The following is a 13403-nucleotide window of genomic DNA, read 5'->3' as shown; positions in this document are numbered from 1 at the left end:
CTCTCAAGCATCGTTTCTGTCCTTTTTGTGGGACTGCTTACAAGGCTGAATCTGATTTCCAAAGCTAGTCTAGGTAATGCTTTAAGGTCTATCTTGCAGGTTTTTACACGTATCCTGTAGCAATCCCTAAAGCGCGTAGTCAACCTAAGTACCATTGGAGCTCACCTGGAGAAAGGTTCAGGAATTCTATTTGGCGCTCACAATGTAGAGCAGATTCTCAATAAACTATCATCAGAGGTAGCCATTACCCACATTCGCCCAACTTCTTTTTACTACAATCTATATGCTTATGTAGATATGGTTAAAAATCAAGGATTTATTGCAGCAAACTATGGTGCAGATAAAATTATTCCTTGGGTTTCTCCAATAGATATTGCTGCTGTAATTGCGGAAGAAATTGTTACACCGTTTGTGGGTAGAAAAGTGCGGTATGTAGCAAGTGAAGAACTTACAGGCAACGAAACGGCAAGCATTTTAGGTGCAGCTATGGGAAACCCCGATCTAAAGTGGAAAATTATTACCAACGAACAAATGCTAAGTGGTTTAGAAAGCGCTGGTATGAATCCACAAATTGCTGCTGGTTTAGTTGAAATGTATGCCAGCCTTTATAGCGGTTTACTAGCAGAGGACTATTGTCGCCACAAACCAACAGTCATGGGAAGAGTTAAGCTGACGGATTTTGCCAAGGAATTTGCTGCTGTTTTTTAAAATTCATTTATAACTATTGATATCAACCGCGATTTACCATACCAGATCGATGACAATTTTGCCAAACAGTTCTGGCGATGACTGCGCCAGGTAAGCATCCTTAGCGTCTTCAAAACGAAAAGTGCGATTGATAGGCGGACGAATCTTGTGCGCGTCAATCGCCTGTACCATCGTTTCGTACATTTGGGCGCTACCGACGCTGATACCGCGCACAGTAGCACTTTTAGCCATCAACAATCCAAAGTTTGGCGGAGCCTCAGCGAACGTCATTAACCCGATTAAGGCAACTTCACCTCCATAGCCTAGTGCCGCCAGCGACTGGTTCAGCGTGCCTGTTCCGGCAGCATCAATTACTTTGTCAATACCACCAGTCCGCTCAAATATTGCTTTTCCCCACTCTGGGTTGTCTCGATAGTTGACACCATCACTAGCACCAAGCTCCGTCCACCGCTTTAACTTGGTGTCTTGACTCGACGTGGCGAACACCTGAGCGCCGACCGCGCGGGCAAAAAGCATGGCAAAAAGAGATACACCACCGCTTCCCAGTACCAAAACTTTGCTATCCGAGCCGACCGGATGGTCGCCAAAGACAGCGTTCCAAGCCGTCAATGCAGCGCAGGGAAGCGTTGCGGCTTCGGCGTAGTCCAAGCTTTCTGGAGCGCGCACGATGCGATCGGCAGACAGAACGACATATTCTGATAGCATTCCATCTTCATTGAGAGAGCCTAGACCGAAGCTGATCTCAGCTTTGGGTGTCCCTCCAAGCCATGCAAAGTACAATCCCGTAACGCGATCGCCTATAGCCCATGTAGTAACACCAGAGCCGATCGCGTCGATCTCCCCCGCTCCATCGGAAACTGGCACGAGATCCCGGTCAAGAAGCCTACTCCCGAACTGCCCCTTGAGTATAAACTGGTCGCGGTAGTTGAGTGATACGGCATGAATGCGGATGCGTACCTCTCCTGCTTTAGGCTCAGTCATTGGGGCATCTTCCAGCACAAGTCCATCAAGCTCCGTAGCTCCAGCTTTCAAAATCCAACGTCGCATATTAAGTTCCTGTTTTGGTGTTTTTCTCGGTACAAAATCGGTCGATTCACCTCTAACTGCTGGAGTTTTTCGATGTCACTCCAAACTTTGCTGCTAGAAAAGATTAAGCAGCATTCCCGACTGGTGCATTCAGTGTCGCCATGTCGATTACTAGCCGATAACGCACATTTCCTCGTTCAAGCCGTTCAAAACCATCGTCGATATCTGCCGCCGCAATAACTTCAACATCGGCGGCGATATTGTGCTTGCTACAGAAGTCCAGCATTTCCTGGGTTTCTTGAGTACCCCCCACACCAGAAGAAGCCAGCCGCCGCCGTCCCATCGTTAGCAAAACGGGGCTAAAATCCAGGTCTGCGGGAATGCCAAGACAGCAAAGAGTACCGTCGAGTTTGAGAATCCGCAAATACGGATTGAGTGGATGACGGGATGAAACTGTATCAAGGATGAAATCAAAGCGAGCTTTCTGGGCTGCCATTTGCGCCTCATCAGTGGACAAGATCGCTTCGTTTGCCCCCAGTGTCTTCGCGTCAGCAAGTTTTGCCGCCGACGTACTAAATAGCACAACATGAGCGCCTAAAGCATGAGCGAATTTTACCGCCATGTGTCCAAGCCCACCCAGTCCGACAATTCCCACTGTTTTACCTGGTTTTACGTCCCAGTGGCGCAGTGGCGACCAGGTTGTTACCCCCGCGCAGAGCAGTGGTGCGACGCTTGCTGGAGCGAGATTAGACGGGATGTGATAGGCAAAATGAGTATCAACGACATACTCGTTTGAGTAGCCCCCGCGTGTAATGCTGCCGTCTTGTTTATCAGTGCCGTCATAGGTAGTTGTCACACCTTCGCTGCAATATTGCTCTATGTGGCTTTTACACGGTGGGCAGTGACCGCAAGAATCGACAATTGTACCTACTACCACCGCATCGCCGATTTGAAATTTTGTTACATCCGCCCCGATTGCCGTCACTTCACCTACGATCTCGTGACCGGGGACTAAAGGAAATCGGCTATTCCCCCGAATTGCGTGTAAATCGCTGTGACATACGCCACAGAACTGAATTTTTACGGCAATGTCGTTACTTCGCAATTCTCGCCGCTCGAAAGCCCAAGGAAGAAGGCGATCGCCTTGACTTAAAGCCGCAAGTCCATAACAAGGTCGTATCAATTGTTTCGGTTCAATAGCGGTATTTTTGGTCATTTGCTATTCTTCCTCTTTGTAGGTCATGAACCAAGGATAGATCGGCTAGGATTAAATTACTAGATAGTATAATCAGCATAAATTTATGAAAAATATGCAGTAATGAAGCGTGACGAACTAAATGACTTAGCCGCCTTTGTAGTGGTTGCGGACGAGATGAGCTTTACGCGCGCCGCGTCAAAACTGGGAATGTCCCCCTCTGCCTTGAGCCACGCTATGAAAGCCCTAGAAGATCGTCTTGGCTTGCGATTGCTGGCGCGAACGACCCGGAGGGTTTCAACAACTGAAGCTGGCGAACGACTATTAAAGACCTTGCGACCTGCCTTTGAAGATATCAACGCTGAACTGACAGCTTTGGGTGAAATGCGCGACAAGCCTGCTGGAACGGTACGCATTACCACGTTTAAACACGCGGCGACCTCTGTACTGTGTCCCGTCCTACCCGATTTCCTGGCTACATATCCAGATATCCGCGTCGAGATTACAATCGACGATGGTTTGACGGACATTATTGAGAGCCGTTATGATGCTGGCATCCGGTTTGGTGAAAAGGTTGCTAAAGACATGGTGGCAATACGGGTCGGAAATCCAGTGCTTACAGCCGTTGTCGGTTCGCCGTCCTATTTCGCTAACCGTTCCATTCCGATCACACCCCAAGACATTGCTGGACATCGCTGTATTAATTACCGATTTGTGACCTCTGGAGGTCTTTATCCTTGGGAGTTTGAAGAAGATGGGCAACCATTTCAGGTTAAGGTTGACGGCTCTGTTGTTTTCAATGACGGCGATTTGATTCTCGCTGCTGCTTTGGCGGGACTTGGGCTTGGGTATCTCTACGAAGATCAAATTGCCAACCATGTTGCTGAGGGTCGGCTGATCCAGGTTTTAGCACAGTGGTGTCCGACTTCTCCCGGCTACTACCTGTACCATCCAAACCGCCGCCAGACACCGCCAGCATTAGCAGCGTTGATTGATGTTTTGCATATTTAATCGGCTGGTATTGCCGAACCACAAATTGCCTGGCGATCGCCTTAAATTCAACATAAATCGCCTATCAGGGATTAGTTTTATTAATAATTTAAGGATTGCTAGATTGCTCAAGCGATGCGCGAACGTTTAATATCCCCCATTGGCGGCGCACCAAACAAACGGGAATATTCACGGCTAAACTGTGAGGCACTTTCGTACCCCACCCGATACGCAGCACTTGTAGCATCGGAATCTTCCGCCAGCATCAGGCGACGCGCTTCTAATAGTCTTAACTGCTTTTGATATTGCAACGGACTCATGGAGGTCACTTCTTTAAAGTGGTAATGGAAAGAGGAAGCAGACATACTGGCGTGTCTAGCTAGATCCTCAACCCGCATTAGGTTTGTAAAATTAGCCTTAATGAGTTTGATCGCTTCAGCAATGCGCTGCATCGTGCTACCCGATGTGGCAATCTGGCGAACTGCTTCGCCTTGTTCGCCCATCAGAAGGCGATAATAGATTTCGCGGATAATCATCGGTGCTAAGATCGGGATATCCTGTGGCGTATCCAAAAGCCGGGTCAATCGGAGCGCGCAATCGAGCAATGGTGCATCAGCATTGCTGACGAATAAGCCTTTGAGCGAGTTTTCTTTGTTACTAGCGATGCTGATTCTCCTAGGCTCTGCGCTCGCCTTAGTTTCTGCGAGAATATCACACAGTTGGCGTAAGTCTAATTGCAGCTTGAAGGCTAGATATGGCTGTTCTGGAGTTGCCTGTACTACAAATGCTCTCAGTGGCAGATCGACGGAGAGTGTCAGATATTGAGCAACACCATAATGATAGGTTTCTTCCCCTAGCAATACTGTTTTTTTACCTTGAACGACAATGACTAGGAGCGGTTCGCAGACATCGTGTAGTGAGGTGGAAACATCAGATACTCGTCTAAATTCCAGCTTGTCGATTGCTGTAGGATGAGAACCATTACCCTGACTATCGGTGTGTCTGGTGAGTAATGCCGCCAATTTTTCACACTCATGGTCGAGTGCATGATAGTTAACGATCTCAATTGCCATTTTGTTGCTTTGAGTTCATTTGAGGATTGTCGTCAATGGGCAATATAGCGCAATTCCATTAATTTTAAAACCTTAGTTTGGAGGATTAGGCAATTAAGCGCGAGGTTTAGGCATTGAACATCCTGTTGGTGGCTCTTAACATAAGCACATCTAATTACAAATTTAGCCATGACATTACGCACAAGCGCTTTTCTAATAGTGCCTATGGTGTAATTGACAATCCTCGGAAACTAATGACATCTAGCCCCTAGGATAATTACCAAAACATGAAAATTTCACAACCAGCCCGGTCTGAAGTGATTGAAATGTTACACCAAACTTTAGCGACTATTATAGAGTTGCAAACTCACATCAAGCAGGCGCAATGGAATCAACAAATAAATTTTTATCAGCCCCATGCAATCTATGACGAAATTGTGGCGATTGTGGAAGAATACATTGATTTTTTTGCCGCCTCAACGGTGTCTTTAAGCAGGGTAGACAGGAAAACAGATTGCCTAAAATCATCACTAAACCACTCCTCAAATACCATTATCTGCATCAAAAATAAAATAAATGCTTTAGCGACTCGTTTAGAACCTTACGCTCAGTTGCTGCGGGATACAAAAAAGCTACCAATTTAGGACTCAATACTAAATAAAGGCAAAAATCATGCAACTTCAACGCACAATAGGTTTACTGGTAGTAAGTGTAAGTATTGGGATTGCTGGATGTGTCCCCAAAAGCCAGAGTAACGCTCAAATTAGTCAAGCTCCGACTACTACTCAAACTCCCTTGCGCGAACCTGATGTAGTATATGTACTTACACCGCAGGAAGTTGTAGACGAGATGCTGGCATTAGCCAAAGTGACAAAGAATGATGTAATCTACGACCTTGGTAGTGGTGATGGTCGAATCCCTGTCACCGCCGCTCAGAGATTTGGGACTAAAGGCTTTGGTATAGATATTAACCCCGAACGTATCCGGGAAGCTAATGCTAATGCTCAAAAAGCTGGCGTAACTAATCACGTTAAGTTTCTCAACCAGGACTTGTTTACAACGGATATTAGTCAAGCAACGGTTGTAACGCTTTACCTTCTACCTGAACTAAATGTGAGGCTACGACCGCAATTATTTAAGCAACTTAAACCTGGAACTCGGATTGTGTCTCATGACTCTGACATGGGCGAGTGGAAACCAGAGCCAACGGTGCAAACAAAAGAAGGTTCTACTATCTATTTATGGACTATCCCCAAAGAAGTTCTTGCTAATTTGCGATAAGTGTAGTTAATAGGTGCTTGTCAACAGTAAAGCAGCGACTTCTGTACTGTTTGCTTAAATTCAATAATTTTAAGAGTAAAAATATGAGAATCAGGTTAAAACGCCGACGGTTTGGGCAAATAATGATTTCCGGTACAGTAGTAGCTGTGCTGGGAAATCTGACAACCAAAACTTGGGCGCAAACAAGCCCTCGTCGCCACGCACCAACCCAAGCACCAGAAGTAGTCGATGTAACGCTGCGAATCAATGGTACAGAACGTAATCTAAAAATAGAACCGCGCGTTACCTTACTAGATGCGTTGCGCGATCGCATTGGTCTAACGGGAACGAAAAAAGGATGCGATCGCGGTCAATGCGGTGCTTGTACTGTATTAGTCAATGGACAGCGCATTAATTCCTGTTTGTCGCTGGCAATTATGTACGACGATACAGAAATTACCACCGTTGAAGGGTTAGCACAAGGAAACCAATTACACCCCATCCAATCGGCATTTATTAAACATGACGGCTTTCAGTGCGGATATTGTACCCCCGGTCAAGTTTGTTCGGCAGTGGCAGCTATAGCTGAAGCCAAAGCAGGTACAGCAAGCGCAGTAACAGCAGATGTCAGGAAGCAGGGACAAGTTGAATTGACCGCTCTGGAAATCCGCGAACGCATGAGTGGCAACATTTGTCGATGTGGTGCTTATCCCGGCATTGTGGCGGCAGTGCAGGAAGTAAGTCAAGCCAATTCATAAAAAGACTATTTATTCTTTTAACTTCCATATGAAACCATTTGCTTATTTACGTGCAACCGAAACCAACACAGCCATTGAGGCAGCAAGCAGCAACCAAGCGAAATTTATCGCTGGAGGTACGAATCTCCTCGATTTAATGAAGGAAGGCGTAGAACAACCAGACCGCCTAATTGATATTACTAGAATACAGTTGGCGCAAATTCAACCCACAGCTAACGGTGTCCGTATTGGAGCGCTGGCAAAAAATAGCGATACAGCCAACAATCCTTTAATCCGCACGCGCTATCCGTTACTGTCCCAAGCTTTACTGGCTGGGGCATCGCCGCAATTGCGAAATATGGCATCGGTCGGTGGAAATTTGCTACAAAGAACTCGCTGTTACTACTTTTACGATACATCTGCGCCTTGCAATAAGCGTCAACCTGGGTCTGGCTGTGCCGCTATTGAAGGGTATAACCGCATCCATGCGATTTTAGGCATGAGCGACCAATGTATTGCTACTCATCCTTCCGATATGTGCGTGGCATTAGCAGCCCTCGATGCGGTGGTACAGGTGTCAGGAACAAAAGGCGATCGCGCGATTCCATTTGCGGAGTTTCATCGCTTACCTGGAGACACGCCACAAATTGAGACAGCACTGCAACAGGGCGAACTAATTACGGCAGTTGATTTACCCAATTCACCCTTTGCCGAGAGGTCGCATTACTTCAAAGTTAGAGACAGAACATCCTATGCGTTTGCGGTGGTTTCGGTGGCTTCTGGTCTTGATATCGACAACGGTACGATTCGCAATGCGCGGATGGCATTGGGAGGAGTGGCGCATAAACCCTGGCGGTCAGTAGAAGCAGAGAAAATTTTGATAGGTGCAAAACCCAACGAGCAGACTTTTCAAGCGGCGGCGGAAGCGACTTTAAAAGGGGCAAAAGGTTACAAACATAATGCTTTTAAAGTGGAATTGGCAAAAAGGGCAATTGTGCGATCGCTAACTATAGCAACAGAGGGGACAGCAGTATGAATCAAGCAGATAGATCGACTAATGCAGTAACAGGTAAGCCGATGGATCGGGTTGATGGTCGCCAAAAAGTTGCGGGGACAGCACAATACTCAGCAGAATATCCACAAAAAAATCTCGCTTACGCAGTTCTGATTAGCAGTAAAATTGCTCGTGGCTCCATCAAGAGTATCGATCTTAGTGTGGCAGAAAAAGCACCTGGAGTTCTAACGATTCTCACCCACGCCAATGCACCTAAACTCAAACCTATGCCAGGTTTTACAGCCGGAGGAGGTGCAGCAGAAAGTCGCATACCTTTGAGCGATAGTAATATCTATCATGCTGGTCAATATATTGGTGTGGTAGTTGCTGATACCTTTGAGCGCGCCACCCACGCCGCCGAATTAGTCCGGGTTACTTACGCCCAACAACCGCCTTTAATTGAGATGGAGCGTTTGCGAGAGCGAGCAGTTGTGCCTAAAGGCAAAGTATCCCGAAGACCAGCAGATATACGGCGCGGGAATTTTCAGCAAGGTTTGGCTGAAGGGAAAGTACGGGTTGAAGAAACTTACACCACACCTACCGAACACCATAACCCGATGGAGCCGCACGCTACAACTGCCGTTTGGGAAAGAAATCGCCTCACCGTCTACGATTCTACACAGAACATTTTTGGTACGAGCAAAACTCTAGCGGCAGCTTTTGGCATTCCCGAAAAAAATGTCCGCGTTGTCTGCAAGTTTATCGGCGGTGCTTTTGGCTGTAAAGGTACGATGTGGTCGCACGTCCCCTTAGCTGCTCTCGCCGCTCGTTACGTGCGTCGTCCGGTTAAGTTAGTTTTGACGCGCCCGGAGATGTTTACAGGCGTTGGGTACAGGGCGCAAACAGAGCAACAAGTTATCCTAGCTGCCAACGAAGACGGTAAATTGACTGCTATAGCTCATCAAGGTATTTCTGATAGTTGCCCGGAAACAATTGGTGAATTTGTCGAACCGTTCACAAAGGCTACTCATATGATGTATGCCTGTCAAAATATGCAAATTTCACAACGAGTTGTGCTAGTAAACAAGGGTCAGCCCACGTTTATGCGCGCCCCCGGTGAAGCTTCAGGAACCTTCGCCCTTGAATCTGCCCTTGACGAACTTGCTTATAAGCTAAAGCTAGACCCGATTGAATTACGCTTGCGTAATTACGCAAACACCGACCCCGATACAAATTTGCCCTGGTCTAGTAAGTCGCTCAAGGAATGTTACCAGCTTGGGGCTGAAAAGTTTGGCTGGTCGCGGCGAAACCCCGAACCGAGTTCGATGCGCGACGGTCGTTATCTTGTGGGGATGGGGATGGCTAGTGCTACATACCCTGTGCTTCACTTTCCTGCTAGTGCTGTAGCCAAAATTATGGCGGATGGTAGCGTCGTTGTCCAAAGCGGTACGCACGAAATGGGTACGGGTACGGCAACAGCATTACCACCAGTGGTTGCTGATGTGTTGGGAATTGCTGTCGAACGGGTGCGATTTGAGCTTGGCGACACAGAAATGCCGCGTGCGCCAGTTTCCGGCGGTTCGGCGACGATATCTTCTGTCGGTACGGCAGTTGAGGGAGCCTCGCAAGCAGTCCGGGCGAAAGTATTAGCCATAGCCCGCGCCGATCGCAAATCGCCGCTTTACAAAATTCCTGCTACAGAAATTGTGATGGAAAATGGCGAGATATTTCTTAAAAGTAATCGCACTAAAAGCGAAACCTACACATCGATTCTCCAACGCAATAATTTGAAGATGGTGGAAGCCAGCTTTGATGCTAAGTTCGACCAAGCAGATAAAAAATACTCAATGCACTCGTTTGGCGCGCAATTTGCCGAGGTGCGTGTCGATCCCGATGTTGGTCAAGTTCGCGTAACCCGCTTTGTGGGAGCTTTCGGCGCAGGACGAATCATGAATAGAAAAACCGCAAATTCGCAATTAATCGGCGGGATTACGATGGGTATCGGCATGGCGCTGTTAGAAGAAACTATAACCGACTATCGTTCTGGGCGTATTGTCAATCCCAATTTGGGCGAGTACCACGTACCCGTTAATGCTGATATTCCAGCAATTGAAGCCTATTTTGTAGAAGAAAACGATCCCTATGTTAATCCGATTGGAGCTAAAGGAATTGGCGAAATTGGGATTACAGGTGTAGCGGCGGCGATTGCCAATGCGGTCTATCACGCCACTGGCAAGCGCGTTCGTTCTCTGCCCATCACACTAGACAAATTAATTTAACCTAAAAAGCGACCATCCCATAAAAATGAAGGAATTTATCGCAATTTTAGCAGAACTTGAAAAGAGCAACCGTCAAGGCAAAACAACTATCCTTGCTACGGTTATTGAAGTCCGGGGTTCTACCTATCGCCGCGCAGGGGCGAAGATGCTGCTAACTTCTAATGGTTGTAGTGTGGGGACTATTAGTGGCGGCTGTCTAGAAGCGGATGTCTCTTTGCGATCGCAGGAAGTGATGGCAACGAGGCAACCAACAGTAGTAACCTATGACACAACCTCTGATGAAGATATTGTTTGGGGATTAGGACTAGGCTGTAATGGCTTGATGCGCGTTCTAATTGAGCCAATTACACCTCAACAAACAGATTATGTAGAGTTTCTGTCTAGGTGCTACCGCGATCGCCAATTGGGAGTAGTAGCAACGTTAGTTAGCGTTACAGGCCCAGTGCAGGAGAAAGTTGGAACTCGTTTAATGTTGCAACAAAATGGCAATTTTATTAATCATTTCTCAAATTCTGTAGCAGCAAGCCTAGTCGAAGACGCACGCGCAGTATTAGATGGTAAACTTTCCATCTTGAAATCCTATCAATTACCTACTGGTGAAATAGAGGTTTTTATTGAAGTTATCCAGCCACCATTGTCCCTTGTAATTTTTGGTGCGGGTCACGATGCAATACCAGTAACACGTTTTGCTAAAGAACTAGGTTGGAATGTAACTGTTGTGGATACTAGGCAAGCTTTGGCAACCCAAAATCGGTTTGCTGAGGCGGATACCATTGTGCTATCTCGTCCAGAAAATATCTCTGACTATGTTGCTGTGAGCGATCGCACTGTTGCGGTAGTGATGACTCACAACTACCTACAAGACCTTGAACTTCTCAAAATCCTCCTACCATCGCAAGTTTGCTACTTAGGTATTCTCGGACCCAAAAGCAGAACCGAGCGTTTACTTGAAGAATTACGCCACATAGGAACTCAGCCAACTAAAGAGCAAATGCACCGATTATATGCTCCTATTGGACTTGACATTGGTGCTGATACTCCCGAAGAAATCGCTTTATCAATTATTGCCGGAATTCAAGCTGTTACTACCAACCGTTTGGGAAACCAACTACGAGAGCGAAATGGATCTATTCATGAGCAAGTTCCCAAGCAGAGTATTCAATTAAACCCACCAGCTAAAAGGTATGTCAGCATATGAATGGAATTGAAGAATATAACCAAAACATTGGTATTGTCATTCTAGCTGCCGGGGCATCAACGCGCATGGGTACGCCTAAGCAATTGTTGCGCTATCAAGATCGCAGTTTACTTCGTCACACCATAGAAGTTGCTATTGCCTCTGTCTGCCGACCAATTGTTGTTGTTTTGGGAGCTAATGCCCAACTTATTAGGTCTGATATTAGCCAGCTTTCTATTCAAATAGTAGAAAACTTGCAGTGGACTGAAGGCATGAGTTCTTCAATTGGAGTAGGGATTCAAGAGCTAAAAACTTCTTGCCCAGAAGTAGAAGCAGTAATAGTCACACTTTGCGACCAACCTTTCATTTCTACCAAGATTATTAATCAGCTTGCCTCAGCATACCATTCGACAAATCAGCCTATTATTGCTTGTAAGTATGCAGAAACCCTAGGCGTGCCAGCTTTATTTAGCGATTGTCTGTTCTCGGAACTTATCACGCTTACTGGTGGCGAAGGAGCAAAACAAGTTATTAACAAGCATTCTCAGGAAGTGTTTAGTATCTCCTTTCCAGAAGGCGCTACGGACATTGACACACCAAAAGAATACGCGGATCTTCTTGTTATGACATGAATATTGCTAACAAAACTTACATAGAGAGAAAATACCAGCGTTCGGCACTATTTGACAATGACCTTTTCTTAAGTACGCAGTGTCGGCAAGTTTGCTTTGCAAATTACAAATACTCTTGGAGATTTACCCATGACTAAAGTTGCACTGCTCGTAGAATTCAAGGCAAAACCTGGCAAAGAGCAAGAACTCGTTACCTTCCTCATTAACGAACAACCGTTGATAGCTGCTGAACCCGCCACAGTAGGATGGTTTGTTGTGCGTCTGGACATTCAGACTTTTGCGATCTTCCATGCCTTCAATGAAGAAGCTGGATTACAATCTCATCTTAATGGGCCAATCCCCGCCGCGCTGATGGCTATTGCCGACAATTTGCTAGCTGAACCACCACAAATTCGGCACGCTGACATATTAGCAAATTTACTGCCAGCCTAAAATATTCACAATTTTTTGCATATTTAGTTATCGGCAATTAGAGATTGCTGAATCATGACATGAAAACAAATAACTTGAAAATTACGGAATACATACTTATGCAGCCTAGATAAGCTAATGGACACTTAATTTGAACGAAACAAGAGCTAAAGCTTATGCTGCACGCTTTCTAAGATTGTAATTTGAATGTCTATTAGCTTATCTGGTTTCCCTGTCGCTCTCGATCTTTTCAGTCATGGCACTAAGTTCGCCTGCACTAAGTCAAACGCAAAACCTGCCCTACTGGACTAAAGCTACACCGCCAACGGTAGCTCGGCAAGAGCTTTATCCAGAAGTTTTGAACGGAAAAATTTACGTGGTCGGCGGTTTACTCAGCCCAGCCACAAGGTACTCAGCCCAATTTGAGTCTTACGATCCGCTCAAGGATGCTTGGACAGAATTAAGACCGCTCCCTGAAGCACGCCATCACATTACGCTATCGGCAGTCAATGGTTTACTCTATGGTGTTGGCGGTTTTACTGGTGGGTTTCCAGACTGGCGCGCGCAGCCGACGATGTTTGTATATAATCCCACTTCTAATACTTGGACTAAAGGCACTGACCTGCCAGTGGCTCGCGCCGAGGGCATATCCGCAGTAGTTGATAATAAAATCTACCTAATTGGTGGGCGCGTTCGAGCTACTGAAAACGCTCGGCTATTCAACGACCACATCGACAGCGTAAGAAACGAAGTATTCGATCCGGCTACTAAACGCTGGTCAGCCCTTGCCAATGCACCGACACCGCGAAACAGTGCAGGGTAGTGCGTCAGATTATTGTGGGATAGGTCACGATATCATTCCAAGTCCATGGTCGAGAGGTTAATCCTGCTCGTTGTGCGGCAGTGGACTTGAACCGACTATGCTGCCAAATCCAATTGAAG

The 13403-nt window shown here is 46.5% G+C and carries 13 protein-coding genes and 2 pseudogenes; 11 read left to right on the top strand and 4 right to left on the bottom strand.

Going from position 1 to position 13403, the window contains the following annotated elements:
- The first annotated feature begins 297 nt into the window (after positions 1–297).
- Entirely contained in the window at positions 298–708 is a 411-nt protein-coding gene (locus tag AC2VE5_RS20420; protein ID WP_486889523.1) for a Rossmann-fold NAD(P)-binding domain-containing protein, read from the top strand.
- A 33-nt stretch (positions 709–741) separates the two neighbouring features.
- Here the strand turns inward: AC2VE5_RS20420 and AC2VE5_RS20415 are convergent, their stop codons facing one another.
- Positions 742–1755: a zinc-dependent alcohol dehydrogenase family protein gene (locus AC2VE5_RS20415; RefSeq protein ID WP_486889522.1), complete on the bottom strand. Its 1014-nt coding sequence runs from the start codon at positions 1753–1755 to the stop codon at positions 742–744.
- Between the two features lie 103 nt (positions 1756–1858).
- Positions 1859–2950 (bottom strand): NAD(P)-dependent alcohol dehydrogenase, encoded by a 1092-nt coding sequence (locus AC2VE5_RS20410; protein WP_486889521.1) that lies wholly within the window; start codon positions 2948–2950, stop codon positions 1859–1861.
- A 102-nt stretch (positions 2951–3052) separates the two neighbouring features.
- Between AC2VE5_RS20410 and AC2VE5_RS20405 the strand changes: the two genes are divergently transcribed.
- Positions 3053–3940 (top strand): LysR family transcriptional regulator, encoded by an 888-nt coding sequence (locus AC2VE5_RS20405; protein WP_486889520.1) that lies wholly within the window; start codon positions 3053–3055, stop codon positions 3938–3940.
- Between the two features lie 107 nt (positions 3941–4047).
- On the opposite strand, the gene AC2VE5_RS20400 is transcribed toward AC2VE5_RS20405, so the two are convergent.
- Positions 4048–4992: an AraC family transcriptional regulator gene (locus tag AC2VE5_RS20400; protein ID WP_486889519.1), complete on the bottom strand. Its 945-nt coding sequence runs from the start codon at positions 4990–4992 to the stop codon at positions 4048–4050.
- Positions 4993–5258: 266 nt separating this feature from the next.
- Between AC2VE5_RS20400 and AC2VE5_RS20395 the strand changes: the two genes are divergently transcribed.
- The 9 genes and pseudogenes from AC2VE5_RS20395 to AC2VE5_RS20355 all read left to right on the top strand — a co-directional run.
- Positions 5259–5615: a ferritin family protein gene (locus tag AC2VE5_RS20395; RefSeq protein ID WP_486889517.1), complete on the top strand. Its 357-nt coding sequence runs from the start codon at positions 5259–5261 to the stop codon at positions 5613–5615.
- Between the two features lie 28 nt (positions 5616–5643).
- Positions 5644–6252, top strand: a complete 609-nt coding sequence (locus tag AC2VE5_RS20390) for an SAM-dependent methyltransferase (RefSeq protein ID WP_486889516.1) — start codon at positions 5644–5646, stop codon at positions 6250–6252.
- Between the two features lie 83 nt (positions 6253–6335).
- A complete protein-coding gene (locus tag AC2VE5_RS20385) occupies positions 6336–6989 on the top strand; it encodes a 2Fe-2S iron-sulfur cluster-binding protein (RefSeq protein WP_486889515.1) in 654 nt (217 codons plus the stop codon).
- A gap of 28 nt (positions 6990–7017) precedes the next feature.
- The gene (locus AC2VE5_RS20380; protein WP_486889514.1) at positions 7018–8004 is read left to right on the top strand and encodes an FAD binding domain-containing protein; all 987 of its coding nucleotides are present in this window, start codon (positions 7018–7020) and stop codon (positions 8002–8004) included.
- Positions 8001–10241, top strand: a complete 2241-nt coding sequence (locus tag AC2VE5_RS20375) for a xanthine dehydrogenase family protein molybdopterin-binding subunit (protein WP_486889513.1) — start codon at positions 8001–8003, stop codon at positions 10239–10241. Before AC2VE5_RS20380 ends, AC2VE5_RS20375 begins: the two co-directional genes overlap by 4 nt.
- A gap of 25 nt (positions 10242–10266) precedes the next feature.
- The gene (locus AC2VE5_RS20370; protein ID WP_486889512.1) at positions 10267–11439 is read left to right on the top strand and encodes an XdhC family protein; all 1173 of its coding nucleotides are present in this window, start codon (positions 10267–10269) and stop codon (positions 11437–11439) included.
- A complete protein-coding gene (locus tag AC2VE5_RS20365; protein WP_486889511.1) occupies positions 11436–12050 on the top strand; it encodes a nucleotidyltransferase family protein in 615 nt (204 codons plus the stop codon). The genes AC2VE5_RS20370 and AC2VE5_RS20365 overlap by 4 nt, the downstream gene beginning before the upstream one ends.
- Before the next feature lie 129 nt (positions 12051–12179).
- Positions 12180–12482, top strand: a complete 303-nt coding sequence (locus tag AC2VE5_RS20360; protein ID WP_486889510.1) for a putative quinol monooxygenase — start codon at positions 12180–12182, stop codon at positions 12480–12482.
- 235 nt (positions 12483–12717) lie between these two features.
- Positions 12718–13278, top strand: a pseudogene (locus AC2VE5_RS20355) (Kelch repeat-containing protein); the annotation flags it as partial.
- A gap of 10 nt (positions 13279–13288) precedes the next feature.
- Here AC2VE5_RS20355 and AC2VE5_RS20350 read toward each other — a convergent pair.
- A pseudogene (locus AC2VE5_RS20350) lies at positions 13289–13403 on the bottom strand (IS1 family transposase); the annotation flags it as partial.

This window comes from Aliterella sp. E5.1 (assembly GCF_057473825.1).
The sequence above is the reverse complement of the archived record's forward strand: the minus strand, read 5'-3'. Positions and strand labels throughout refer to the sequence as shown.

Bases quoted from the DNA above. Each gene is read 5' to 3' on its own strand.
- AC2VE5_RS20420 (WP_486889523.1), top strand. From the start codon at position 298: ATGGTTAAAAATCAAGGATTTATTGCAGCAAACTATGGTGCAGATAAA.
- AC2VE5_RS20415 (WP_486889522.1), bottom strand. From the start codon at position 1,755: ATGCGACGTTGGATTTTGAAAGCTGGAGCTACGGAGCTTGATGGACTT.
- AC2VE5_RS20400 (WP_486889519.1), bottom strand. From the start codon at position 4,992: ATGGCAATTGAGATCGTTAACTATCATGCACTCGACCATGAGTGTGAA.
- AC2VE5_RS20360 (WP_486889510.1), top strand. From the start codon at position 12,180: ATGACTAAAGTTGCACTGCTCGTAGAATTCAAGGCAAAACCTGGCAAA.
- AC2VE5_RS20410 (WP_486889521.1), bottom strand. From the start codon at position 2,950: ATGACCAAAAATACCGCTATTGAACCGAAACAATTGATACGACCTTGT.
- AC2VE5_RS20375 (WP_486889513.1), top strand. From the start codon at position 8,001: ATGAATCAAGCAGATAGATCGACTAATGCAGTAACAGGTAAGCCGATG.
- AC2VE5_RS20405 (WP_486889520.1), top strand. From the start codon at position 3,053: ATGAAGCGTGACGAACTAAATGACTTAGCCGCCTTTGTAGTGGTTGCG.
- AC2VE5_RS20380 (WP_486889514.1), top strand. From the start codon at position 7,018: ATGAAACCATTTGCTTATTTACGTGCAACCGAAACCAACACAGCCATT.
- AC2VE5_RS20365 (WP_486889511.1), top strand. From the start codon at position 11,436: ATGAATGGAATTGAAGAATATAACCAAAACATTGGTATTGTCATTCTA.
- AC2VE5_RS20390 (WP_486889516.1), top strand. From the start codon at position 5,644: ATGCAACTTCAACGCACAATAGGTTTACTGGTAGTAAGTGTAAGTATT.
- AC2VE5_RS20395 (WP_486889517.1), top strand. From the start codon at position 5,259: ATGAAAATTTCACAACCAGCCCGGTCTGAAGTGATTGAAATGTTACAC.
- AC2VE5_RS20385 (WP_486889515.1), top strand. From the start codon at position 6,336: ATGAGAATCAGGTTAAAACGCCGACGGTTTGGGCAAATAATGATTTCC.
- AC2VE5_RS20370 (WP_486889512.1), top strand. From the start codon at position 10,267: ATGAAGGAATTTATCGCAATTTTAGCAGAACTTGAAAAGAGCAACCGT.